This is a genomic window from Bacillus cereus (assembly GCF_002561295.1).
Lineage (GTDB): Bacteria > Bacillota > Bacilli > Bacillales > Bacillaceae_G > Bacillus_A > Bacillus_A cereus_S.
On record NZ_NTUG01000031.1, the window covers coordinates 44,929 to 70,780 of the forward strand.

A 25,852-nucleotide genomic window follows, 5' to 3' on the forward strand; every position below is an offset into this window, starting at 1 on the left:
TCTCTATCTCTCCTTTCACTCCAAATATACTATGATCAAATAGCATACCATCCCCAGTGCGATAAACGGTCCGAATGGCAATGGTTGCCTTGCTGTCATACGTTTTAGCAACATACCTATTCCCAAAAAGCAAAGACCCAAGCTAGAAGCAAAGCAAAGTACAATAAAAATCGCTTTCACCCCTACTATAAATCCAAGTAGTGAAAGTAATTTCACGTCACCTCCGCCAAGTCCATTCGGAAATATGATTTGAGCGAAATATAGTACAATACATATCATTACTCCGCCTATCAAGCTATCCCACCAAGGAACGAGAGGAATAAAAATACGCTCTATTAGAAATAAACAAGCAAAGAAGACTAAAATTATATTCGGAATCAACATATAAAACAAATCTGTCATCGTAATAATAATGAGTAAAGAAAGTAACGTCCATATAAAAATGAGTTCTTTCTCCCTTCCAATCACATACGTAAAGAAAAGAAATACGGCTCCTGTTATCACCTCAAACAATGTGTAAATAAAGGGGATTTTCATTTTGCAATGCGTGCAGCGGCCTCTTTGCAAACAAAACGAAACAATTGGAATCAGTTCTTTCGGACTTAGCGTATGATGACAGCCATGACAATACGAACACGGAGTAATAATAGATTGCCCTATTGGAATACGTACTGCTACAACCGTATAAAAAGAACCAAGAACCGTTCCTATCACAAAAGCATATAAATAAAATGTCATACCATCCTCTCCTTCCCCAAAAAATATAACAAAAAGAGTGTGGTACTTCCATTTCGCATTATCTCTATTCTAATAAAAAAGCAGGCTATTTCTTAGCCTGCTTTTCCCCATTTTACACTACAAAATAATATGCTTTTAATGGTCCGTGTACACCTACAACAAGATTCATTTCAATATCAGCTGAGTTACTTGGGCCGGTAATGAAGTTGATACAAGAGGCTACTGCTTCCCCATTCTCTACACGCGTGTTCATATCCTGAACTGCTTGTGTAATACGTGGTACGATCGTTTCACGCGGAATGATTGCAAAATAAACCGTAGGTAAGAAATGTAAAGAACGGCCTTGCCCTTTATGACTTTGCACAACAATTGTACCAGATTCTGCTAGCGTATAATCACTAAAAGCAATACCAATATTCGCTTTTTCAGCTAAGCGAATGTTCTCTTCTTTTTTTTCTGGATTCCAAGTGTTTACTTCAACGTTTTGACTTGGAAGCTCTTTAGAAAATAGCGATTCCAGACCATATGTAGCGAAGCGATCGTCTTCTGATAATAAAATAGGTCCGCCACCGTTTTCAGTAATTACTTTTTGCATCGCTGTACTTAATCCATCTTTTGTCGTTTCAATTACAGTCGTATGAATGTTTGTACACTGTCTTTTGAATACTTCCAGCAATTCTTCCTCTGAATAATCTTTCAATGTTTCCACGTTTACATTACTTTTCCAAACTGGACGCTGCACGCCTTCTGTTTTACGCGCACGACCAAGTTCTTTCGCAATGTTCTCTAGAAAAGAATCACGGTTTTGAATTGTCCCTGTCATCACTTGTCCCCGCCTTTCTTATGATCTTTATACCAATCACGGAATCTTTCTTTACTTGGGGCTGGGAACTCGCGAATATCCGTCCAATTTTTCAGCGGTCCTACACCTTTCGTTACACGATTACCAGATGTAAATGGACTCATGGCAGTTGGTGCCATTTTAGAACCCATTTTGTATAAGGCTGCTGAAGAGGCGCCCATACTAAACATCTTCATTGCTAATTTCTCAGCGAGAGGTGCGCGCCCTTCTTGTTCAACAATAACTTGGCGATGTTTTAATAACAAGTCATGTAATGGAATCTTTACCGGACAAGCTTCTGTACAAGCGCCGCATAAGCTAGATGCATATGGCAATTCTTTATAATCATCATATCCACCTAAAAGCGGAGTTAATACAGCACCAATTGGTCCAGAGTAAATAGACCCATAAGAGTGACCACCAACATGACGATATACAGGGCATACGTTTACGCAAGCAGCACATCGAATACATTGCAACACTTGACGGAATTCAGACCCAAGAATTTGCGAGCGGCCATTATCTACAACAACTAAATGGAATTCTTCTGGTCCATCTACTTCATCTTCTTGAATTGGTCCTGCTACCGTTACGTAACTTGTTAGTTTTTGTCCAACCGCACTGCGGCACAGTAAACCAACAAGAACATCTAATTCTTCCATCGTTGGAACCATACGCTCCATACCCATTACTGCAATTTGTGTTTTCGGAATCGACATAACAAGGTCCGCGTTTCCTTCGTTTGTTACTAAACAAAGCGATCCTGTATTTGCAACTGCAAAGTTACATCCTGTTACCCCAATTTCAGCATCCATAAATTTTTCACGAAGTTGTTTACGAACAAACTTTGTCATTTCATATGGATCATCAGAATTTTCATATCCAAGCTTTTCTTTAAATACATCACGAATTTGCGTTCTGTTTTTATGCAGTGCTGGTGCAATAATATGAGATGGTGGATCGTTATCCACTTGCAAGATATACTCACCTAGGTCACTCTCTAGCACCTCACAGCCTATTTCTTCAAGCGCATGATTCATACTAATTTCTTCCGTTACCATCGACTTTGACTTCACGACTTTTTTAGCTTGCTTCTTTTTCGCTACTTCTTGAATGTACTGTGCTGCTTCTTCTTTCGTTTTCGCAAAGAAAACATGTCCGCCTCTTTTAGATACATTTTCACTTAATTGCATTAAATAATAATCTAGATTTTCTAACGTATGTTGACGAATTTGTTCACCAAGTTCACGCCATTCTTCCCAGTTTCCTAGTTCATCGGCTGCTTTTAATCGATTTGTGTATAAACGCGTTTGTGCAGAAGATACTGCCCCGCGCATAAATGAATCTTGAATCCCATCGCCAACGCGATCGTTAAATTTTTTCTCACTGATTTTCATAGACATAGCTTATGTTCCCCCTTCATGAGCGACTATTCAATACCTCAGCAATATGCATTACTTTTACTTCTTTACCTAAGCGCTCAATACGTCCGCCAATGTTTAACAAACACCCACAGTCAGCACCGATTAAATAATCAGCACCTGTTTCCATTACACTATCAACTTTCTCATCTACCATTTGCTCAGAGATAGGTGTCATTTTAACTGAAAACGTTCCCCCAAACCCACAACAATTTTGTACGTTTGGTAATTCTTTTACAGTTAGCCCTTTTACATTTGATAGTAAAATCCCTGGTGCCTCTTTGACTCCTAACAAACGTGTCATATGACAAGATTTGTGAACAGTCGCTGTTCCTTCTAAGCTAGCACCCACATCTGTAACTTGTAACACATCTACAATAAATTGTGTAAGTTCATATGTTTTATTTGCCACTTTTTGTGCACGTGCTGCCCATTTGGGGTCATCTTTAAAAACGTGTGGATACTCGTGAAACATTGTCGCACAAGAACCCGATGGCGTAACGATGTATTCTGCATCTTCGAAAGTTTCAATCATATGCTTCATCGCTTCTTTCGCCGCTTCTACATGACCACTATTATATGCTGGTTGTCCACAGCAAACTTGGGCTTCTGGAAATTCAATTTCACAACCTAAACGCTCCAACAATTCAACCGTTGCTTTACCGACATTTGTTTCAAACATATCAACTAAGCAAGTAACAAACAAAGTAACTTTCATAATTATAATTCCCCCTCATTACAACTTCGTCTACAATCATATGGTCATCAGATGACTTAAAAGAGAAGAAGCCAGACATGCCAACTTTGCCTATCTCTTCCCCTTTTCTAAAAGAAAACGCTTACTCAATCTTTCTCTACTTTATCAGAAAACTGAATTTTCGAAAGACTGAATCACGAATTCATATCTGTTCTACCTGTGACAATATGCTCTACATTTGTTAAATGATCTAGCATTGCTTGCTGTGCAGATTCTACATCTCGCGCCAATACCGCATCATAAATAGCTTGATGCTCTTCTAAAAGTCGTTCTGCTGTTATTTGTTCACCATATAAAATAATGCGTCTTGATTCACCAATCGTTTCAGCAATCATTTCTGAAACATGATTCATGAGTTCAAGCAAAATGTTATTATGTGAAGACTCTGCAATCCCCATATGAAAACGAAAATCTGCTTTTTCACCAGCTCTTTCATCTCCAATGCTTTTTGCCATTTCATCTAACCAATGCTTCATATTTTGTAAATTCTCTTCTGTACGTCTTGCTGCAGCTGCCCGAACTGCCCCCACTTCAAGCACTTTTCGTACTTCTAATAAATCCAAAATATCTTCCTTCTTCGTTAACAACGTATGATTTAAAGACTTTGTTAATGCTGAAGAATCAAAGTTTTTCACATATGTTCCTTCCCCTTGCTTCATTTCAATTAAGCCCATTGCCCGTAATGCGCTCAGTGCCTCACGAACTGCAGATCTGCCAACTTGAAACTGCTCAGCTAATTGATGAACAGGAAGAAGCTTGTCACCAGGTTTTAATGTACCATTTTTAATCATTGTTAAAATGGCTTCAGATACCTCTTCGTAAATTTTTTTCGGTTTAATAGATTTGTATTCCAGTTAAATCACCTCAGTATCATCCAAACAACAATTAAAACGATTTATAAGAACTTAGCATCCATACTTATTTTAGAACGAATTGGTAAGAAGTACAAATGTTTTGTTCATAAAATCGTCATTTTTTTACTATATGGAGGGAAATAATGGTTATTATATCCATTATTGGGTTATATATGGTGTTTTTCTGTATCTTTCACCTTTATCATTTATTTACATACCTTATCTTTTTTCATGTTGAAGAGAGCCTGCAAATATCAGGATAAAAAAGAAGCATGCTTTTTCTAACACATACTTCCTTCTTCCTTCATATATAATGTTATAATGACTGTCGTCCCTTTTCCCTTCTCACTTTCGACTTGCCACTCTCCTTCATGGATATATACAATTTGTTTTACAATAGCAAGCCCTAGACCAGTCCCACCATGCTGACGACTTCTCGCCTTATCTACTCGGTAAAACCTTTCTCCAAGTTGCTCTAGATGTTCCGAATCAATTCCGATTCCCGTATCTTCTATTCTCAGTTCACAAGAATTGTCTTTTTTCTCCAAACGTATGGCGATACTACCATTTTGATTTGTATACCGTATAGCATTATCTAACAAGTTATGAAGCACTTGTTGCATCCGGTCCTCATCAATCATTACAATAATATCTGGGTCAAGGTCCTTTGAAATACGCAGTTGTTTCTCTGTCCATTTCAATTCATACGTTTCAAGTACATCTTCAATCAGTTGCGCGAATACAATTGGTTGTTTTTTTAATGGGAAATGCTCTCCCTCTAACTGTGCTAAGTCTAACAAATCGTGCACAAGCCGCTGCATACGCCCCGCTTCTTTATGGATAAGTTGCATAAATTTCGATTGCTGCTCTCCTTTTGCTACGCCATCTAAAATTGCTTCACTATACCCTTTAATATAACTAAGTGGCGTCCGCAATTCATGAGAAACATTTGCTAAAAACTCCTTACGTTTAGCATCTTCCGTTTCTAATGAATGGGCCATTTTATTAAATGCTTTTCCTAAACGCCCGATTTCATCTTCCGACGAAACAGTAATACGCTCAGAAAAATCTCCTGTCGCCATATGATTAGCCACTCGCTCCATTTGTGAAATCGGCTTTGTAATTGCAATAATAATTTTTCGACCAATCCAGATTGTAAGTAAGATCATAACTAGAGCTAACGGAGCCAAAATAAGCCCCATATCATAAATTAAATCTTTTATACTCTTTAATGGAATATACGAGTACACAATCCCAACTAACTTCTTACCTTCTAAAACAGGAATGACAACCCCCATAATATTACGATTAAAGTGCTCTTCATATCCAACTTTTGTAAGTGTCTTCCCATCTAACAATGTTTGTCTATCATTCTCACTAATAAGAGATTGGTGATGTACATCAAAAGGCAAACAAGCGCTTAAATCACGAGGGTTACTCACAAAAAGTACATCCGCACTCGAGATACCGTCAAACGCACGGACTTTCTCTTCAAATACCGAAACATCTTCATATTTATTATATTTTGATACAAGTCGATTCCCTTCCGTTACTAATGAATCTTCAATATTTTGAACATATAACTTTTCATATGAATATAAGGACACGAAATATAGAAAAGAAACCGTGACACATACTGCACATACTACCGTAAGCCAAAGTTTTTGTACCATCGTAAACATGCTACACCTCAAATTTATAACCTACACCCCAAACCGTTTGAATGTAGTTTCCACTTTCTCCAAGTTTTAAACGCATCGTTTTGACATGAGTATCTACCGTTCTTGTACTTCCTGCATAATCATATCCCCATACTTTTTCAAGCAATTGCTCGCGACTGAACACTTGTCCATTATGCTCACAAAGAAAATGCAGTAAATCAAACTCTTTTACCGTCAGGGAGATTGTTTCACCGTTCGTCTCAATTTTTCTGCTTTTTTCATTAATCCGAATTGAACCAAATTGAAGCTCTTCTTGTTGTTCTTCTTGCTTTGTGTATCTTCTTAATACTGCTTCCATACGAGCGATCAGTTCCCCAGGACTAAATGGCTTCACAATATAATCGTCTGCTCCCATTCGTAAGCCATTCACTCGATTCCATTCTTCCCCTTTCGCTGTTAAAAAAATAATTGGTACATCAGAGGTTTTGCGGATTTCTTTACAAACTTCAATCCCATTCATCTCTGGCATCATAATATCCAAAATAACAAAATCATAATGCTCTGCCTGAAGCATATGAAGGGCGTCTTTTCCGTTCTCCGCTTCTCCCCATTCATATCCGAAATTATCTAAATACATGCCAACAAGCTGTCTCATATCACTTTCATCATCTACAAGTAGCACTTTATACTTCTTCATTTCTCTCTCCCTTCTCGCTGCACGAGTTGAAATGGTCCCTTACCAACTGAAATCGTTTGTTTTATTTTCATATTCTGTATATCAATTACATACACTTCATTGCTATCATAGCTAGCTACATAACCTTCTTTTTCGCTCTTCAAAAAAGAAAATGGATTAGATCCTACTTCAAGGGCTCCCACTTCTTTGTATGTTTGTGTATCAAATTTCCTTAATATATTTGATCCGTGACTTAATGCATACACGAACTTTTCATCTCCCGCAAGGCTAACTGGCATAAATGGTGCATGTAAAGAACGTAGCATCTGTCCATTTTCTAAAGAATAGACCAATACTTTCTCATTCACTTGCGTACCATCACCATGCCCGCCAATCCATATTTCCTTTCCATCAGCGCTAACCATGGCACCTGTTGATGCTGGTGGTACCATAAATGAATGAACAACTTTCTTTTGATTTAAATCAATCGTAGATAGCTGCGTATCATAAAAATTCAATACATGTAACTGTTTATCATTTTGCACCATTGTTAACGGGCCTTTCCCTACCGAAACACTTCCAGTCTCTTTTCCACTTGTCGTAAAGAAACGTACTTTTTGTTCATTTTGATCCGCCATAAATAATTGTTTTCCATCATTTGCAACAATGACATTCGTAATCCCTTTTCCCGTCTTCCATTTGTCCACTAGGTTTCCTTCTGTTAAGGAGTATATATATGCGTATTCTAACTGTTTTCCATATACAAGCATCTCTTCCCCACTTGGCAATAGCGTGACCCCTGTGATCGGTTCTTTTAAGTCCCATGTTGTTACTGTCTTTTTCGACTTTTCATCAATAAAACTAACACTACCTTCTTTGATATTGGCTGTTATGATGATACTTTTATTTTTAGCAATTGGTGTATATGAATTACCTTGACATCCTGCTAACAGAAACAAAAAACATAGCAGAAAAAAGTATTTCTTCAAAAGATTCCCTCCATCTTTAGATCATTTCGTTATAATTGTAAAATAGCAAAGATTTGTGAGGAAAGTGTGAAATCTTTCTACCTTAATAAAACTACATATATATAAATACATTTTGATTTTTCGACATAGTAGCTGCGGTTATGAAAACAAAAACAGTTCTCCACTTATTTCCTCAAGGCACGGGACGAAAAAAGCACTGACCGCTCCTATGCATGGCCTGATGCTCTCGCCCACATAAAAAGAATGGTTTGATGTTAGTTTTTCAACTTGGATTTATATATAATGGTACAACAAATAGAAATAGAGGTGTACAATTTATGCTTTTTCCCGATTTAGCAAACAAAATTGTCCGTGAGGTTCGAAGGCTAATTGATGAAAATATTATTATTATTGATATAAAAGGAACAATTATTGCTAGTACAGATATAGCGCGAATTGGACAATTCCACGAAGGTGCCCTTCGCTGCGCGAAAGAAAAGAAAACTGTTATTGTTACAAAGACAGACGAGCAGCATTTACAGGGAGTAAAAGCAGGAATGAATCTCCCGCTTCTTTTCCACGATGAAGTAATTGGTGTCATCGGCATTACAGGGGAACCTGAAAACATTTCACAATACGGAGAAATATTACGGAAAATGACCGAATTATTAATTCACGAAAATTATTTTTTAGAACAACTAGAACTTGAGCACCGTTCCTATGAAGCCTTTGTTTTTGACTGGTTACAAAGCAATGATTGGTCTCCTAGTTTTCTTGATCGGGCGAAAACACTCGGCATTGATTTACATACAAAAAAACAACTTATTTTATTTTCATTTGATCAAGATGACACAATGCTACAACGCAAAATTTGGCAGCATATTCGCAACTTGTTAACAAAAGAGGAACTATTTGTCCGCTGGGGAAATGACCGTTTTATACTATTTACAGCAAAAGAAACAAAGAAGAGAACCTTTCAATTTTTAAAGAGATTAAAACAAGATTGTGAATCTTTATTTCCTATTACACTCTATATCGGTATTGGACAAACTGTCATGCCAAATGAGATGCATGTCTCGTACGAGCAAGCATTGCGTGCACTTTCAGTAGCCATTGAAACGAAAGGCATTATATTTAATGAAGATTTACGTTTAGAAATGTGCCTACAAGATATTACAACTGAAACTCGTGAAGAATTTCTTCAACGTACGATTTATCATTTACTTCCTGCAACTGAACTCATGCAAACACTGCGGTTATTCATCGACCATAATCAATCGTATAAACAAACAGCAGAAATGTTGCACATTCATATTAATACTTTACATTACAGACTAAAAAAAATAGAAGATTACACCGGGCTTGATCCAAAACAATTTAAAGATCTAATTATTTTATACTTCGCACTTCTTTTATTAGATAATCACACAAAAAAAAGATAACAAAATCAATTAATATTCGGTTGATTACACATAGAAAGATATCCCCTACTTTCTTATGATTATAATGAAAACACTGTTAGAACGTGTATAACCTTATTTTCTTACAATCATTCGTCAGATACCACTGAATAATAAATAAGATAAACAAGTTAACAGTTTGAGGGGGATTTTCTAATGTTAGAACAACATATTATCGATTCATTCGTATCAATTGTTGGCCAAGATAATGTAGATACGTCCAACATGGGACGCTTAACGTATAGTTACGATGCGACTCCAAATTTCCAAGCGATGCCTGATGCAGTTGTCGCACCGCGTAATACAAATGAGGTAGCTGAAATATTAAAGGTATGTAATGCACATAAAGTTCCTGTTTATGTTCGCGGATCTGGGACAAACCTTTGTGCTGGAACGTGTCCACTTGAAGGCGGAGTTGTTCTTATTTTCCGCCATATGAATCAAATTTTAGAAATTGATGAAGAAAACTTAACAATTACTGTACAAGCTGGTGTTATTACACTTGATATTATTAAAGCTGCCGAAGAAAAAGGATTATTTTATCCGCCAGATCCAAGCTCCATGAAAATTTCTACAATCGGCGGTAACATTAATGAGAATTCTGGTGGCTTACGTGGTTTAAAATATGGCGTAACACGAGATTATGTAATGGGACTTGAGACTGTCCTGCCAAATGGTGATATCATTCGCACTGGTGGTAAATTAGCAAAGGATGTAGCTGGCTACGATTTAACTCGCCTATTCATCGGCTCTGAAGGCACACTTGGTGTTGTGACAGAAGCGATTTTAAAACTTGTTCCAATGCCTGAAACAAAGAAAACGATGCTTGCTTTATATCAAGACATTAATGAAGCTGCTCGCGCTGTATCAGCAATTATTGCTAATAAAATTATTCCAGCAACACTTGAATTTTTAGATCAACCAACAATTGAAGTAGTAGAAGAGTTCGCACAGATTGGTTTACCAACCGATGTAAAAGCAATTCTTCTAATCGAACAAGATGGATCTCCTGAAGTTGTGAACCGTGATATTGAAAAAATGGCTGAAGTTTGCCGTTCTATGCATGCAGTTGATGTTCGCGTTGCAAAGGATGAAACAGAAGCAGATGCACTTCGTACAGCACGCCGTAGCGCGCTCTCTGCTTTAGCCAGACTAAAACCTACAACAATCCTAGAAGATGCGACTGTACCGCGTTCTCAAATTGCCCCAATGGTTGAGGCAATTAATGCGATTGCAAAAAAATATGACATCCCTATTTGTACATTTGGACATGCCGGTGATGGAAACTTACATCCAACATGTATGACAGATGCTCGTAATAAAGAAGAGATGCACCGTGCTGAACAAGCCTTTGCAGAGATTTTCCAAAAAGCAATCGAACTTGGTGGTACGATTACAGGGGAGCATGGCGTTGGGGCTATGAAAGCTCCTTATTTAGAGTTGAAGTTAGGAAAAGAAGGCATAGCTGCTATGAAAGGTATTAAACAAGCTTTCGACCCACATAACATTATGAATCCTGGAAAGATGTTTGCTAATGACTCTCGCAAAAGAGTGGTGGTAGAAAGATGACAACTCTAAACAAAGAACAAATTCAAAAAGAATTTAAAGAGCGTCTAAGCGAAGATGAATTATTAAACTGTATGCGATGCGGATTTTGCCTACCGACTTGTCCTACTTACATTCAATCTGGTTATAAAGAATCTCATTCTCCACGTGGTCGCATCGCTTTAATGAAGGGCGTTGTTGATGGTTTAATTGAGCCAGATGAAGATGTTGAAAATACATTAAATGTTTGTCTTGGTTGCCGCGCTTGTGAACCTGTTTGTCCGTCTGGTGTAAGCTACGGACATTTATTAGAAGAAGCACGCGATATTATTAATCAAAATAAAAAATTCTCTATACCAGTTAAAGCTGTTCGTAAAGTTGTTTTTGAGGGCTTATTCCCTCATCAAAACCGCATGCGAACATTAACAGGGCTCATTGGTTTTTATCAGCGTTCTGGCTTACAAACGTTAACGCATAAAACAGGTATTATGAAGTTATTCCCAGACACACTTGCAACAATGGATCTTGTCTTACCGAAAGTTCCTAAAATGAAAGAAATGAAAAATCGTCCTGAGTTTTTACCAGCTGAAACAACAAAGAAAAAACGCGTTGCTTTCTTTACTGGCTGCTTAATGGATACAATGTTCTTAGAAACAAATAATGCGACAATGAAACTCCTTCAGCTTGCCGGCTGTGATGTTGTCATCCCGAAAGAGCAAAGTTGTTGCGGAGCACTTCATGGCCACGCTGGAGAAAAAGGTGGCGCAAAAGAACTGGCAAAACGAAATATCAAAGCCTTTGAAGATTTAAAAATTGATTATATCATTACGAATGCTGGTGGTTGCGGAGCGTTTCTTGTAGATTATGATCATTTATTAAAAGATGATCCTGAATGGGCAGAACGTGCAAAACATTTTGTTGCGAAAATAAAGGATATTACTGCTATTTTAGTAGAATTAGATTTTCATAAACGAACTGATTTACGCCTTCCACCGCAAATTATTACGTATCAAGATTCTTGTCACTTACGTAACGTCATGAGAACAGCTTCAGAGCCACGTGTATTGCTGCAAGCTATTCAAGGCATAACGTATCGAGAAATGAAAGAGGCAGATCGTTGCTGCGGTTCTGCTGGTATTTATAATATTGTACACTCTGAATTATCCATGGAGTTTTTAGATTATAAAATGGAACGTGTTCATGAAACAGAGGCAACAACCATTGTCACTGCAAATCCAGGTTGTTTACTACAGATGAAGCTCGGTATTGAACGAGAAAAACTCTCTCATAAGATGAGAGGCATTCACATTGTAGATTTATTATTAGAGGCAACTGAATACAATTCGTAATATATGTAACAATATGAAAACGGCTATCTCCTTCTTCTATGTAAAGAGATAGCCGCTTTTTTTATTCGCTACAAGATTAAAAATATGTTACTGTCTATAAAAAAAGAACAACAAAAAGATTACAACTTTGTAAAAATCCATCCATTATATTCCTCAAAAAAGCAGAGAAACCCTTGGTACAATAGGTTTCTCTAACTTCTATATAGGTAAGTTTAACCAAAATACACCCCTCATCACCTGAATGAAAAATGCTGAAAATTCCTTTTACAATCTAGTTTTCTCCTAATTTATCTCTTATTCTATTCTAGGATAAATTAGGTAATTTTATAGTCTATGTATTTTTTTCCATCTTTTTTCCGGCAATTTGTGTGCTACGATGAATTTGTCAGTCAGACAGGCTGTCAAAAGCAAATCTGTGTGAGAACAGTTAACAAACTTTTATATAGGGGGACACATGTCATGAAAAAACGTGTTTTATTATCTGTAGCAGCAGCAACTGCATTTACATTCGGAGCATCTACTCTTAATGCAGAGGCATCAACAGTACAACCATCTACAATGAAGGTTCAAAATATTCAGCAAGCTAAGGTCTTTATGCAACATATGAATCAAGAAGAATTACAAAAATACTTACAATCTATGGGAATTCAATCTTTAGGACAATGGGAGCAAGTACAATGGCAACAAGGTAACTGCTTCGTTCCTGGTCAACAACCAAATGTACCTGCACCAGAAACTACAAAACCTGTAGAACAAAAACCAGCTGAAGAAACAGCAAAACCTGAAGCTCAAAAACCTGCTGAAAACACAAATAACAATACAAACAACAACGAAACTCAAAAGCCTGCTGAAAACAAGCCTGCAGAAGAATCAAAAGGTTCTTTAAGCGAATTTGAACAACGCGTTGTTGAATTAACAAATGCTGAGCGTGCAAAACAAGGTTTACCAGCATTAAAAGTTGACGCTGAATTAAGCAAAGTTGCACGTATCAAATCTGAAGATATGCAAAAAAATAACTACTTCGATCATAATAGCCCAACATACGGATCTCCATTCGATATGATGAAGAAGTTTGGTATTTCTTATAAATCTGCAGGTGAAAACATCGCACAAGGTCAACGTACACCAGAAGAAGTTGTACAAGCTTGGATGAATAGTGAAGGTCACCGTGCAAACATTTTAAATAGCGGTTACACTCACATCGGTGTTGGCTATGTGGAAAGTGGAAACTACTGGACACAACAATTTATTACGAAGTAAGTAAAAAACCTCTCTTTTTTAGAGAGGAAGAGAGGATCTGGCCATGCATAGAAGCGGTCAGATCCTTTTTTGCTCGATACCATATGAAAGCAAGCTAGGAATATCTAAATCATTTTATATAAAAAGAGTCTTCTATAGAAGACTCCCTTTTATATTTCATACATTTCTAGTATATATACATACAAAATACAAAACATAAAAGAAATAGATCCACAACTAATGACACCGACTAGTAGATACAATCCCCATTTCATTTTCAAAAATAAACAAAGTAATGCGATGAGCGACATGCACTGAAAAATACGTTGACTAAATAAGCGTATTTTTTGTAACACTATCGGTTCCTCTTCTTTTCTCTTTTTAAATCCTGTACTAATCATAAATAGAAATGCACTAGTACCTATTATAAGGCCAGTTTGAAATGGTATATTTATGCCCGTACCAATGATAAGAATAAGCATATGAATAAATAATAAAAATAACGATACACTTTCTTTAAATCTCATCACAATATAATAGTTATGTTCATTAAACTTATATACGTAATGTGAAATAATATACAATAAGCTATGAAAAAAAATAATTAGACCAGGAATAAATAAAACAACCACTAGCTTTCTCGCATATTCATTTGGTTCACCACTATGATTCCAACGGACTGCTAAATCATTCGGCAAATATCGATATAGAAACAACGTAAATAGAAAACAAGCCAAAAATATACCTATCATATATTTATGTTTTATCAAATACTTTTCACCTCTCTTTTCTATTTACGGCTTCTATTTTCAAAAAAAATTTCCTGCATAAAATATCTTTCTCAACTGAATAAAAGAATTTCACCTCGTATTAACGGGCAGTAACACTCCCACCTCAAAATTCAGCGGAAGCAAAGTCCAGCTCTAGCGGCTAAAATCTCCAGCCGTTTCGCTCCATCGGACGAGGCAAAAAACGCCTCTCCGCCTAGAGCTCCAACGTCCTACGATTTTGAACGAGCCGCTTCCACTTTTTTAAAGAAGTTAGGTGGGAGATGAACTGTCCGTAAAAGCCCGATTGGTGAGGGCTGAGAATCAGTAGGGATAGCCCCCCCACTGATTAAAGTTTCACTTTATTTATGCGACATTTTAAAAGATTCTATGATGTTATTTAAATTATTCGGAAGCGGTGCCTCTACTGTTATCTCTTCTTTTGTAATAGGATGTAAGAAATGAATCCGCATAGCATGTAAAGCTTGATAAGGCATATAAGTTGCTTGTCCGCCATATAACACATCACCAATAAGCGGATGACCACTATGACTCATATGAACACGAATTTGATGCGTCCTGCCTGTCTCTAATTGTAATGTTACAAGCGTTACATCTTGCTTCTTAAAATATTTCTCTATTTTATAATGCGTTACCGCACGATCACCTTTTTGGGATACACGACGTCTCGTTGCATGATGTCGATCTCTTCCAATCGCTTCATCAATTATCCCTTGCTTCTTCCTTACTTTCCCTTCCACCAATGCCAAATAGGTTCTTTTAATGTTACGCTCCATTAATAATCGATCCATAATAACGCCAGCAATTCCATGTTTCGCAAATACAACACCACCCGTTGTATCTTTGTCTAACCGATGAATATGACGCACTTTCGTTTCCACACCTTGCATTTGTAAATGGAAAGCAACAAGGTTTGCAAGTGTTCCTGTTCCCCCTTTGTTAGAAGGATGCGTATCCATATGTGCAGGTTTATTTACAATTAGTACATGATCATCTTCAAATATTACCTCTAAATCACCATATTCTGGCTGAACACCGTACTCTTCCTGGGCAAACATATGAACTTGCAGTTTATCTCCTTCTTGCAACATTTCACTCCATACTTTTCGTTCTCCATTGACGATGATTCCTTTTTCCATACGCAGTTTGTGTAATAATTTCTTAGGAATACCCCATTCTTCTTTTAATAAAGAGTCGATACTCATACCACTCCATTTAGTAGGAACCGTAATTTCGCACCATTCTCCTTTTCTTTTCATTTCCATGCTTTATCCACCTTATTTTTATTGATTCTATTATTGTAACGGAAAATGGCTTATTACGCATTGTTTAAAATAAAAAGCAGTCTGTTATGTAGACTGCCCTCTAAGCACGTAATCTCTTCATTTCTCGTAACATTTCTTCTGCTTTTTGATCATAAGATAAATCTTTAAAAAAGTCTGCTAATCGCTTATAGTCGTTGTAAGCATCTAATAAATCGTCGATCGTTTCTTTTTTAGAAATTGTTGGTTTTGATTTCATTTTCACTGGGTACCGATAACCAGACATCTCATGTATTTTATAATATTCTTCCTCCACTTGAATGACTTTCACAAGTTCCTCCTCTTCAGCATCCATCGTATATCCATCAAATTCTCTAAGTAATTCATAAATAATATGAGTCCATTCATCCTTTGGATAAAAACCTTTTTCTAGCCTATAACCGACAATGCGATACATGTGCCCATCATTTTCTGCAAACTGTACAGTATCATTTAACTTGAATTTAAAATAACGAAACATTGTCTTCACCTGCTTCTATATGTATTGTTCTTATCACATACTATTTGCAAAAAGAGGGGCATGCTATTCATAAAAAAGAGCCGTTCTATAAGAGAAACTGCTAAAAATACGTTTTAGAGCGTGTAAGAGATCTCCGCTCATACATAGGTACGATTACTATACCATTCTATATACAAAAGGCCCTTGAAAAACTTCCGTTTTTCAAGGGCCTCTCTACAAAATAAGTGCTTTTTTAATCTGATGATTTTACTTTTTTCTTTCGAAAAGGTAACCACCAATTCCAATCTCCAAACATTTTCATTAAACTCGGTACAAGCATAAGCCGAATAATCGTTGCATCAAGAAAAATAGCGAGTGCCACACCAAGCCCCATCTGTTTTACTGGTAAAATATCCGTAAAAGCGAATGCTCCTGTTACAACAATCATAATAAGAGCAGCTGATGTAATAATACGACTTGTTGATACAAGCCCTTCTAGCGTTGCCTCATCATTATCTCCTGTCTCTTCATACAATTCATGAATACGTGAAATAAGAAATACTTCATAATCCATACTTAAGCCAAATACAAGGCCAAATATAAAGATCGGTAACACGAATAAAACGGGACTTTCCTCTAGTCCAAAGTGCCCGCCTTCAAATAACCAAATCACAATACCAATGGTTGCACTTAAACTAAGGATATTCATCACAATCGCCTTAATTGGAATGAGTATAGAACGGAAGGCGAATAATAAAATAAGGAAAGTGGATCCGAATATGACGGACATTCCAATCACAACTTTATCTTTAATTTCATCCTCTAATTCTTGTTGGAATGTTGTCATCCCACCTAAATAATATGTAATACTGTCATCTTTATACGTGGCTTTAAAGTCACGGACCCATTGTTTTGCAGTTTCCGCTTTAGGCTTTGTATCCAAGAAAATTTGAAGCGTTGTTTTATTTCCTTTTGTATATGCTTCTAGTACAGGATCCACTTGCGTACGCTGCGGGGATTGTAACAATGCAGACAGTTGTTCCGCATTCATACCATTTAACTCATCATATAGACTGTGTACTTTATATACATGCTGATCTTTTTTCAGTTTTTGAATAACATCTTCTAACTTCTGTAAACTTTCTTTCTCTGTAACATTATGTTTCATCTCTAACACTAGCGTAACATCCGCATGTGTTTTTACCGTTTTGTTGAATGCCTCTTCATACTGTTCATACGCAACTCTTGTATCACTTTTCTCTGGCAATGCTTCTACACCAGGGAACTGAAGATTTGCAGTGCGAAGCGGTAATAAACAGACAATAATAAACAATGTAACAACAATAATCATCATAATAGGATGCTTCATAACAAATTGAGCAAACTTACGCCACATGTTTGAAGTGCGGGGTGCAGTTTGATTCTTTTTCAATATCCGTTTTCCTATTAACGATAACAATGCAGGAAGAAGTGTAAGTGAAAACAAAATACTCATCACAACAACAATCATTCCACTAATCGCAACCGATTGAATGTAATCAATTTCAAAGAAGAACAAACCAGATAAACCAACAAATACACATAATCCAGAGAATACAATAGCACGCCCTGCCGTTTGATACGTGACAGCTATAGCTTCTTTTACAGTCCTATGCGCCACTTCCTCACGAAATCGATTTACAAATAACAATGCGAAATCAATTGATAAAGCAAGCCCGATCATAGGTGCAACATTTAATACAAAAATCGATAACTCTTTATCTACACCGATAAAATATAAAATCCCCATTGTACTAATCACACTAAGCGCACCGTTTACAATCGGTAAAATAGAAGCAAGCAAGCTTCCGAATGAAAATAATAATACAAGAAAGGCAATTGGCAACCCGATCATTTCTGCTACTTTTAAATCATTTTGTGTTCGCTCATTAATCTCTTCATTAATCTTTGGGAAGCCTGTTGGTGATACCTTCAAAACATCGTTACTCTCTTTTTTTACTTCTTTGGCGAATTGTAACGTCTTTTCATTACGCTCTTTACTCGTTTTCCCGGAAAATAAAATCGTCGCATACGCAATATCATCTTGAATCATTTCCTTATTTTCTAACGGATGGTGGAATGAATCATACGTTTCTTTCGTTTGAATATTTTTTATAATTTCTTCTATTCGTTTTTGAAAATCCTCTTTTGAAGTTCCTTTATTCTTTTGAAATACGAGAAGAAGCGTATCTTGCGACTGCTTAAAATCTTTATCTAAAATTGCTTTCGTCGTTTCATAGTCCCCTTCTGTTTGAAAACCATCACCACCTAATACTCCCGGAAGTTTTGGTGCAAAAATGCCAAGCCCTATTGCTAACATGATTAACGCTGCAATAACTGTATAGCGAAATCGATACAAAAAAACACCTATTTGCCCCCATTTATCTATTTTATGTACATTTGTCTTCACGCATTTTCACCCACTTTATATAATTAATGATTCCTCCTACATTTTAGCACATCTTACCAGGATCACTCATAACTCATCATAAAAAAACATCCGAAAGCTCCTATAATACCGGAATTTTCGGATGTTTCTTATCTTTCTTGATTTGCTCCAAACCGCTCTGAAAGTAAGCGATGAAAATAAATAGCCATAATTAATAAAATACCACTTAAACAATAGCCAGCTAAAATATCGGTCGGATAATGTACAGATAAAATGATTCTGCTTAATCCAATCAATAAAATCTGTATTGCCATAATAAGCGTAATCATAATTTTTCCAGCCCTATTTTTTACATTTGAAGCAATGATATACGCAAGAAATCCATACGTTATAATGGATAGCATAGCATGTCCACTCGGGAAACTATATCCAAGGGCATCGAGTGCCTCATTTAAACTCGGACGATCTCTTTTCACAATTTCTTTTACTCCCTTATTAACAAGATGAGTAATTAATATAGCAGTTGGATAAACCACCATCGCTACATAATAGCGTTTCTTAAAGAAGATTAGCAAACTAATAATTAGAATCGTAACAATTCCAATCGCAGAACCTAACTTTGTAAAATATGAAAAAAACGTAAGCGAACTTTCTGTTTGTAAACTTCTCACAAGACTTTTCACATATGAATCAATTGTAGTTACACCATCGACTTGCACTCTCCAAGCAACGAGAGCAAATGCAGCAAATAACAAGATGATACAAGCGATTTCATATCGATGTAATTTTTGTTTCAAACTTCTTCCCCCTAATTATAAAAAAATGCGATTTCTATTTAGAAACCGCATTTTGTAATTTCCAGTATGTACATCGCTGCTAGGAAAACAAAAGAGGACTTCCGCTCATTGTCTACTGATGTTTTCACATAGCATAAGGCGAAAAAAGGATCTGACCGCTTCTACGCTCAGCCGGATCCTCTCTCCAACCTAAAAGATTAGGTTTTCTATCTATATTTATATATTTAGGATTCCCAACATACACATCACGGCTTGGAAAACAAAAGGAAACTTCCACTTACTTCCTCCTTCTGTTTTCACATGGCATGGGGCCAAAAAAGGATCTGACCGCTTCTACGCTCAGCCGGATCCTCTCTCCAACTTAAAAGATTAGGTTTTCTATCATTATTGCCCTTTTGTTTTTAATTCTGTCCAATAACGATCGTACTCTTTTAATTTATCGTCTACATCCACAAGCCACTCTGTACGATTTAATTCCTCTGGTGATAGGAAAATCATTTTATTATCACGATATTCTTTACTGTGAAGTTCCCAAGCTTTTTCATTTGGATTACTATATCCAATGGATTCATAGTTTTTCACACTTACTTTTTCATCCATTAAATAGTTCATAAACTTCTCTGCAAGCTCTTTATGCTTCGCACCTTTTGGAATCGCTAATGTATCCGCCCAAATCGTACCGCCTTCTTTTGGAACGACATATCCAACATCTTTATTGTCTTTTGCAATAAACGCTGCATCTCCAGACCATACTGTTCCAATCCATGCATCTTCTGTAATAAACTTTTGTTTAATATTATCTGTATCAAATGCAAGTAAGTTTGGCAGTAACTTTTGTAAATCAGTCGCTGCTGTCTTTAACTGTGCATCATCTTTTGTGCTATTTGAAAATCCATTTTTCTTAAGCCCCATACCCAATACTTCACGAGAATCATTCAATAAAGTAACATGGCCTTTATATTTCTCATTCCATAAGTCACTCCAACTTGTTGGCGCCTCTTTTACATACTTTTTATTATATGCAATTCCTGTTACTCCCCAAGTGTACACAAGTGAGTATTTATTCTCGGGATCGAACGCAGGTGTTTTAAAGTTCGATACAAGATTCTTTACGTTCGGAATATTGTTTTTATCTAACGGCTCCAATAAATCCATTTTCGCCATCGTTTTAACCATGTAATCTGAAGGTTGAATTAAATCATAATTCGCCCCACCAGCTTGTAATTTTGCAAGCATTTCTTCGTTACTTGCATATTTATCATAGTTAACTTTTACGTTATATTTCTTTTCAAAGTCCTTAATGACTTGCTCATCAAAGTTATCAGCCCAGCTATAAATATTTAGCTCTTCTTTCTTTTCCCCACAACCAGCAAGTACACCGGCAACAAGGCTAAAGCTAAGTGCTACGCCCGCTACTTTTTTCATCAATTTCATCGATTCATTACCTCCTCGTTCTTTATCATGCACACTCTCTTATAACGGAAGATGCCCTCCAGAGTTTTCTTCACCGTCAGCACCTTTATTACGGAAGATTTCTGATACAACCATTAATCCAACAATCACAACAATTAAGATTGTAGAAAGAGCATTAATTTCAGGTGTTACACCACGTTTCACCATACTATAAATATATAATGGTAATGTTGTTGACCCTGGACCGGATACGAAGAAACTAATCACAAAATCATCGATTGATAGTGTAAATGTTAATAACGCCGCTGAAATAATACCAGGCGCAATGCTAGGGAATGTTACATAGCGAAACGTTTGCCACGGAGTTGCTCCTAAATCATTTGCGGCTTCCTCTAAATCACGCCCCATACCAGACAGACGCGCTGCTAAAATAACAACAACAAATGAAATACTAAATGTAATATGCGCAATAATAATGGTAACTTGTCCTAATTCCATACCAATCTGGCTAAATAAAATAAGTAGCGATAATCCCATTAAAATATCAGGAATTAAAATCGGTAAGTATACAAGACCGTTAATTGCCCCTTCAAAACGATATTTATAGCGATGTAACGCAACAGCGAAAATTACACCAAGAATAGTTGTTACAACTGTCGTCACAATCGCAATTGTAATACTATTTACAAATGCATCAATAACATCTTGCTTTTGAAATAAATCTGTATACCAATGAAGTGTAAATCCTTCCCATTCTGCGTTAATACGTGAATCATTAAAAGAATATACCATCAGAACCATCATTGGAAAATACAAGAACAATAAAATTAACCAAGAATATGAAATTAAAAACTTCTTCATTTTTGTCTATTCCCCTCCGTTTCCGTATTTATATACTTTCGTCGCACGATAATATAAGTAAATTAACAGAACAGAGAACAGAACTACGATAATTGATAACGCTGATCCAAATGGCCAATCACGTGCACCTAGGAATTGGTTTTGAATTACATTTCCGATTAATGCTACTTTCGATCCACCCATCACGTCTGATACAACGAACATTCCGATAGATGATACAAATACTAAAATCGAACCAGTCGCAACCCCTGACATTGTCATTGGCAATGTCACATGCCAAAACGCTTTCATCGGTGTTGCTCCTAGATCATATGCTGCTTCTAACCTACGTTTATCAAGCTGCTCGATTGCTGCGTACACTGGTAAGATCATAAATGGTAGTAAAGAATATACCATTCCTAATATTACAGATGGTGTATTATACAATAAATTTAACGGTTCACTAATAACGCCTAACTTTAACAATAGTGTGTTTACAAGACCTTGTGAACGTAAAATAACAATCCATGCATACGAGCGCACAAGGAAGTTAATCCAAAACGGAATCGTTGCCAATAATAAAAGAATAGAGCGGTATTTGCGATCAACAATTGTAATCGTATATGCAAATGGGTAACCAATCAGTAAACAAAGTACCGTCGTAATAACTGCAATTTTCACTGTTTCCCATATCGTATTCATATACAAAGGATCAAACACGCGGGCTATATTCTCTAACGTAAATTGCATTTCCACTGTTCCATATGCCCCGCGCTGTAAGAATGCGAATGCTAATACGAATACAAGCGGAAATAAAAAGAAGATTAATAACCACGTAACTGTAGGTAATGCGAGTAGTTTCCCTTTTTTCAATTTAAGGTCACCTCATCCTCTTGCTCCCAGCCTACGTATACATTATCTCCAATACTCCACTGCGCTGCTTCTTCTGCAGTTTGGTATACCATTAATAATTCTGATGTTTTTTCATCACGTACATACAACTTCTCCATATTTCCAACAAATTCGATATCTTCAATATGTCCAAGATGGTATTCTTTTAAAATTGGTTGCTCAACCGAACGTATTTTCACATTTTCAGGGCGAACTGCTACATAGTTTTCCCCATTTTTAATAATATTATTTTCACCAATGAATGTCGCAACAAACAATGTCTTGGGCTCATTATAAATTTCCTTAGGCGTTCCAACTTGCTCGATGTGCCCTTTATTCATAACGACGATACGATCACTCATACTCATTGCTTCTTCTTGATCATGCGTTACATAAATGAACGTAATTCCTAAATTACGTTGCAAATTCTTCAATTCACGCTGTAAATCTTTACGTAACTTAAAGTCAAGTGCTCCAAGTGGCTCATCTAGTAATAATACACGCGGGTTATTTACGATTGCTCTTGCAATGGCAACACGCTGTTGTTGTCCACCTGAAAGCTTTGCAGGTCTACGATTACGGAATTCCAGAAGCTGTGTTAAACGCATCGCTTCTTCTGCACGCTCTTTTTGTTCCGCCAATGATACTTTTTGCATCTTCATACCGAAACAAATATTTTTCTCAACTGTCATATGTGGAAACAATGCATAATGCTGAAACACTAAGTTCATATGACGCTTATAAGGTGGTAAATCATTGATTCTCTCCTCATCGAGTAAGAGGTTACCTTTTGTAGGAGTTTCAAAACCTGCAATCATGCGAAGTAAAGTGGTTTTACCACATCCACTCGGTCCAAGAATTGTTAAAAACTCTCCTTCTTTAATATCTAAAGAAAGAGGTGGAATAATCACTTGATCTCCAAAATGTTTTTCTACCGCTTCAACTTTAATAATCTTTTTCATTTTCCCGTCCTATCTACCTCGAATTTTTCACTCTTTATATTCATGAATAAATATTAGTTTTTTATAAACTCTTTTGTTTCAATCTAAACAAAAATACTTGTTTAACAGCGTTCTCTTCTATTCTTTATGTAATATGGTTGATTCATTTTCGAACGATACATATGTCGAACAGAAAAACCCCTTCTCACATGAAGGGGTTTTTATCATACGGCTACGCCTACTGATAAACACCATCATTATTTTAACAACTTTCGTATAAATTTTAAAGCACTTTTTGTAGAAGAATAACGAATTTTCATATCAAATACTGTAGATTGAGACAAAATGCTTTTATAGTGCGAAAATGTGCGAAAACTTTGTTTTCCATGATAGCTTCCTAATCCACTGCTCCCAACGCCACCAAATGGCAAATACGGGGTAGCAAGGTGATATACAACGTCATTTATGCATCCGCCACCATATGAAATATTACTTGTAATTTGCTTTTGAATTTCTTTACTCTCTGAAAATACATATAAAGCCAATGACTTAGGTTGCCTTTGAATTATTTTAACTACATCATCTATGTTCTCATACTCCATAATTGGCAAAATCGGGCCGAAAATTTCATCTGCCATAATCGAATCTTGCCACGTAACATTCGTTACAACACTTGGCTCAATATGTAATGTTTCTTCCTTATATTTTCCGCCAATTTCAATCTTGCCATCTTGTAAAAACGAACATAACCTTTCAAAATGACGTTTACTAACGATCCGAACGTAATTTTCATTTTGCAGCGGTTTTTCACCATATTGATTTTTAATTTCAGTTCGTAATGCTTCAATAAATTGTTCTTTTATGGAAGCATGAACATATATATAATCCGGCGCAACACATGTTTGTCCCGCATTCAAGAATTTTCCCCAAACAATACGCCTTGCTGCTATTTCTAATTTTGCATCACTATGCACGATACATGGACTTTTCCCGCCAAGCTCTAATGTAAGTGGGGTCAAACTTTTAGATGCTGCTTCCATAACAATTTTCCCTACCCCTACACTACCTGTGAAGAAAATATAATCAAACGGCTCTTGTAACAATGCTGTACTCTCGTCAATTCCTCCTTCAACAACCGCAACAAGTTCAGCTGGAAATAACTCTCGTAACATGTCTGCAAGAATCCTTGAGACGTTAGGTGTTAATTCTGACGGCTTTAATACAACCGTATTCCCAGCGGCGATCGCTCCTACAAGAGGTGCGATTGCAAGTTGAAATGGATAATTCCACGGAGCCATTACAAGGGTAACACCATATGGTTCTGGAACAACCTTCCCTTTCGAACCAAAGTGTGTCAATGCTGTACGGACACGCCTTGGCTTACTCCATGACGAAAGGTGCTTCATTAAAAAGGAAATTTCCTTTAATACGTATCCAACCTCTGTCGTAAATGACTCATGATCAGATTTATTTAAATCTAATTTTAGCGCTTGAAAAATATCAGATTCATACCGCTGAATCCCCTCATATAAATTCTTTAGATGTTGCTTTCTCTCTTCTATATTTCTTGTGTGTCCTTTATAAAAATACGACTTTTGCTCATTCACAATAGAAGTGATATTCATCTGTTATCTCTCCTTCTATATTACATTGATGTTTTAATATATATTATTAGCTTTCAACAATCGGGCTTTTACCGGCAGTTGATCTCCTCTGCCCGCAAATAGCGGGATAAAAACAAAAAGTCACCTACACTCATTTTCATTTTGGCATGGGAGTTAACATGACTCTGATCGTTTCTATACTTAGATAGAGCCTCTCTTTCTCCTAAAAAGTTTTCAATTTATATTCATATAGGTAACACTTAATTTCTATCCTTAAAGTTTCATTATATATGAGTTTTTCTTTCTTATAAAATACATTTGCTCATAAAAAAAGCTGTTGAAGAGAAAACCTTCAACAGCTTGTTCATAATTAACGATATAGACGAACTGCACCTGCAGATTTATCATCTGATTGACCAACAACTTCAAATTTCAGACCAAGTTGTGGTAAGATACGTCCTGCATCTGGAATTTGCTTATTAATATAAGCTTTAGAGTCATCAAATTTCGCAACACCTGGTAATCCTTTGTAATCAAATGTTCCACGAGTTGGTGATACAACTTTCCAAGCTGGTGTTTGATCGAATGAGAATGCCGCATCAGCAATTTGATAACGTGTGCTATCTTTAAATGTTGGCTTACCATTTAAAGTTCCTGCAATTGCTTCAGGATGAGAATCAACTACACCAAGGAATCCGTATCCTGGATGTACGCCAACCCAGTTATCCATGTAACTTGAATCTGCATACCATACAACCATACCTGTGTTATATACTGGGCCACGTGCATGTTTAAGTGCTTCGTCAGCACCAGCATAGTTTCTCCACTCTACATAGTAGTTATGGCTCTTCTTCTCAATTCCGTCTGATACAACGAAACC

General features: G+C 36.6%; 22 protein-coding genes and 1 pseudogene. 4 read left to right on the forward strand and 19 right to left on the reverse strand.

All coding sequences use genetic code 11. From position 1 onward, the window contains the following. Nucleotides 1–15: 15 nt before the first annotated feature. The 8 genes from CN373_RS17600 to CN373_RS17635 form a co-directional block, all read right to left on the reverse strand. Entirely contained in the window at nt 16–765 is a 750-nt protein-coding gene (locus CN373_RS17600; protein WP_165771899.1) for a prepilin peptidase, read from the reverse strand. An 85-nt stretch (nt 766–850) separates the two neighbouring features. Beyond that, entirely contained in the window at nt 851–1,561 is a 711-nt protein-coding gene (locus tag CN373_RS17605) for a LutC/YkgG family protein (protein ID WP_000148152.1), read from the reverse strand. Continuing rightward, entirely contained in the window at nt 1,561–2,982 is a 1,422-nt protein-coding gene (locus CN373_RS17610) for a LutB/LldF family L-lactate oxidation iron-sulfur protein (RefSeq protein ID WP_000061920.1), read from the reverse strand. Before CN373_RS17610 ends, CN373_RS17605 begins: the two co-directional genes overlap by 1 nt. 16 nt (nt 2,983–2,998) lie before the next feature. After that, a complete protein-coding gene (locus CN373_RS17615) occupies nt 2,999–3,718 on the reverse strand; it encodes a (Fe-S)-binding protein (protein WP_000869137.1) in 720 nt (239 codons plus the stop codon). A gap of 173 nt (nt 3,719–3,891) precedes the next feature. Next, a complete protein-coding gene (locus CN373_RS17620; RefSeq protein WP_255266944.1) occupies nt 3,892–4,581 on the reverse strand; it encodes a FadR/GntR family transcriptional regulator in 690 nt (229 codons plus the stop codon). A gap of 311 nt (nt 4,582–4,892) precedes the next feature. After that, entirely contained in the window at nt 4,893–6,293 is a 1,401-nt protein-coding gene (locus tag CN373_RS17625; RefSeq protein WP_000494822.1) for a sensor histidine kinase, read from the reverse strand. A gap of 1 nt (nt 6,294) precedes the next feature. After that, nucleotides 6,295–6,969 (reverse strand): response regulator transcription factor, encoded by a 675-nt coding sequence (locus CN373_RS17630; RefSeq protein ID WP_000760220.1) that lies wholly within the window; start codon nt 6,967–6,969, stop codon nt 6,295–6,297. Next, nucleotides 6,966–7,937, reverse strand: coding sequence for a YncE family protein (locus CN373_RS17635; protein WP_000759758.1), 972 nt, complete (start codon nt 7,935–7,937; stop codon nt 6,966–6,968). The genes CN373_RS17630 and CN373_RS17635 overlap by 4 nt, the downstream gene beginning before the upstream one ends. Before the next feature lie 317 nt (nt 7,938–8,254). Between CN373_RS17635 and CN373_RS17640 the strand changes: the two genes are divergently transcribed. The 4 genes from CN373_RS17640 to CN373_RS17655 all read left to right on the forward strand — a co-directional run bounded on the left by CN373_RS17640 (nt 8,255) and on the right by CN373_RS17655 (nt 13,530). Next, nucleotides 8,255–9,358, forward strand: coding sequence for a CdaR family transcriptional regulator (locus CN373_RS17640; protein WP_098359819.1), 1,104 nt, complete (start codon nt 8,255–8,257; stop codon nt 9,356–9,358). Nucleotides 9,359–9,532: 174 nt separating this feature from the next. Then, nucleotides 9,533–10,945 carry a glycolate oxidase subunit GlcD gene (glcD, locus tag CN373_RS17645; RefSeq protein WP_000893070.1) on the forward strand — a complete coding sequence of 471 codons (1,413 nt, stop codon included), beginning with the start codon at nt 9,533–9,535 and terminating at the stop codon, nt 10,943–10,945. Continuing rightward, nucleotides 10,942–12,270: a (Fe-S)-binding protein gene (locus CN373_RS17650; protein WP_098359813.1), complete on the forward strand. Its 1,329-nt coding sequence runs from the start codon at nt 10,942–10,944 to the stop codon at nt 12,268–12,270. The genes glcD and CN373_RS17650 overlap by 4 nt, the downstream gene beginning before the upstream one ends. A gap of 459 nt (nt 12,271–12,729) precedes the next feature. Beyond that, entirely contained in the window at nt 12,730–13,530 is an 801-nt protein-coding gene (locus CN373_RS17655; protein WP_000747559.1) for a CAP domain-containing protein, read from the forward strand. Between the two features lie 149 nt (nt 13,531–13,679). Here the strand turns inward: CN373_RS17655 and CN373_RS17660 are convergent, their stop codons facing one another. The 11 genes and pseudogenes from CN373_RS17660 to CN373_RS17710 all read right to left on the reverse strand — a co-directional run. Then, on the reverse strand, nt 13,680–14,279 hold the full coding sequence (locus CN373_RS17660; protein WP_000589787.1) for a DUF1648 domain-containing protein: 600 nt from the start codon (nt 14,277–14,279) through the stop codon (nt 13,680–13,682). Nucleotides 14,280–14,638: 359 nt separating this feature from the next. Next, the gene (locus CN373_RS17665; protein ID WP_000425385.1) at nt 14,639–15,562 is read right to left on the reverse strand and encodes an RluA family pseudouridine synthase; all 924 of its coding nucleotides are present in this window, start codon (nt 15,560–15,562) and stop codon (nt 14,639–14,641) included. A 100-nt stretch (nt 15,563–15,662) separates the two neighbouring features. Beyond that, nucleotides 15,663–16,079 carry a hypothetical protein gene (locus CN373_RS17670; protein ID WP_000490299.1) on the reverse strand — a complete coding sequence of 139 codons (417 nt, stop codon included), beginning with the start codon at nt 16,077–16,079 and terminating at the stop codon, nt 15,663–15,665. Between the two features lie 232 nt (nt 16,080–16,311). Next, nucleotides 16,312–18,507, reverse strand: a complete 2,196-nt coding sequence (locus tag CN373_RS17675; protein ID WP_000856397.1) for an MMPL family transporter — start codon at nt 18,505–18,507, stop codon at nt 16,312–16,314. 128 nt (nt 18,508–18,635) lie between these two features. Continuing rightward, the gene (locus tag CN373_RS17680; RefSeq protein WP_000810674.1) at nt 18,636–19,283 is read right to left on the reverse strand and encodes a phosphatase PAP2 family protein; all 648 of its coding nucleotides are present in this window, start codon (nt 19,281–19,283) and stop codon (nt 18,636–18,638) included. A 384-nt stretch (nt 19,284–19,667) separates the two neighbouring features. Beyond that, nucleotides 19,668–20,717: a polyamine ABC transporter substrate-binding protein gene (locus CN373_RS17685; RefSeq protein WP_000772482.1), complete on the reverse strand. Its 1,050-nt coding sequence runs from the start codon at nt 20,715–20,717 to the stop codon at nt 19,668–19,670. 39 nt (nt 20,718–20,756) lie between these two features. Continuing rightward, on the reverse strand, nt 20,757–21,557 hold the full coding sequence (gene potC / locus CN373_RS17690) for a spermidine/putrescine ABC transporter permease PotC (protein WP_000713987.1): 801 nt from the start codon (nt 21,555–21,557) through the stop codon (nt 20,757–20,759). Between the two features lie 6 nt (nt 21,558–21,563). Beyond that, on the reverse strand, nt 21,564–22,409 hold the full coding sequence (locus CN373_RS17695) for an ABC transporter permease (protein ID WP_098359814.1): 846 nt from the start codon (nt 22,407–22,409) through the stop codon (nt 21,564–21,566). Further along, on the reverse strand, nt 22,406–23,389 hold the full coding sequence (gene potA / locus CN373_RS17700; RefSeq protein WP_000720316.1) for a spermidine/putrescine ABC transporter ATP-binding protein PotA: 984 nt from the start codon (nt 23,387–23,389) through the stop codon (nt 22,406–22,408). Before potA ends, CN373_RS17695 begins: the two co-directional genes overlap by 4 nt. A gap of 236 nt (nt 23,390–23,625) precedes the next feature. Continuing rightward, nucleotides 23,626–24,993, reverse strand: a complete 1,368-nt coding sequence (locus tag CN373_RS17705) for an aldehyde dehydrogenase (RefSeq protein WP_098359815.1) — start codon at nt 24,991–24,993, stop codon at nt 23,626–23,628. A 349-nt stretch (nt 24,994–25,342) separates the two neighbouring features. Continuing rightward, a pseudogene (locus tag CN373_RS17710) lies at nt 25,343–25,852 on the reverse strand (immune inhibitor A domain-containing protein); the annotation flags it as partial.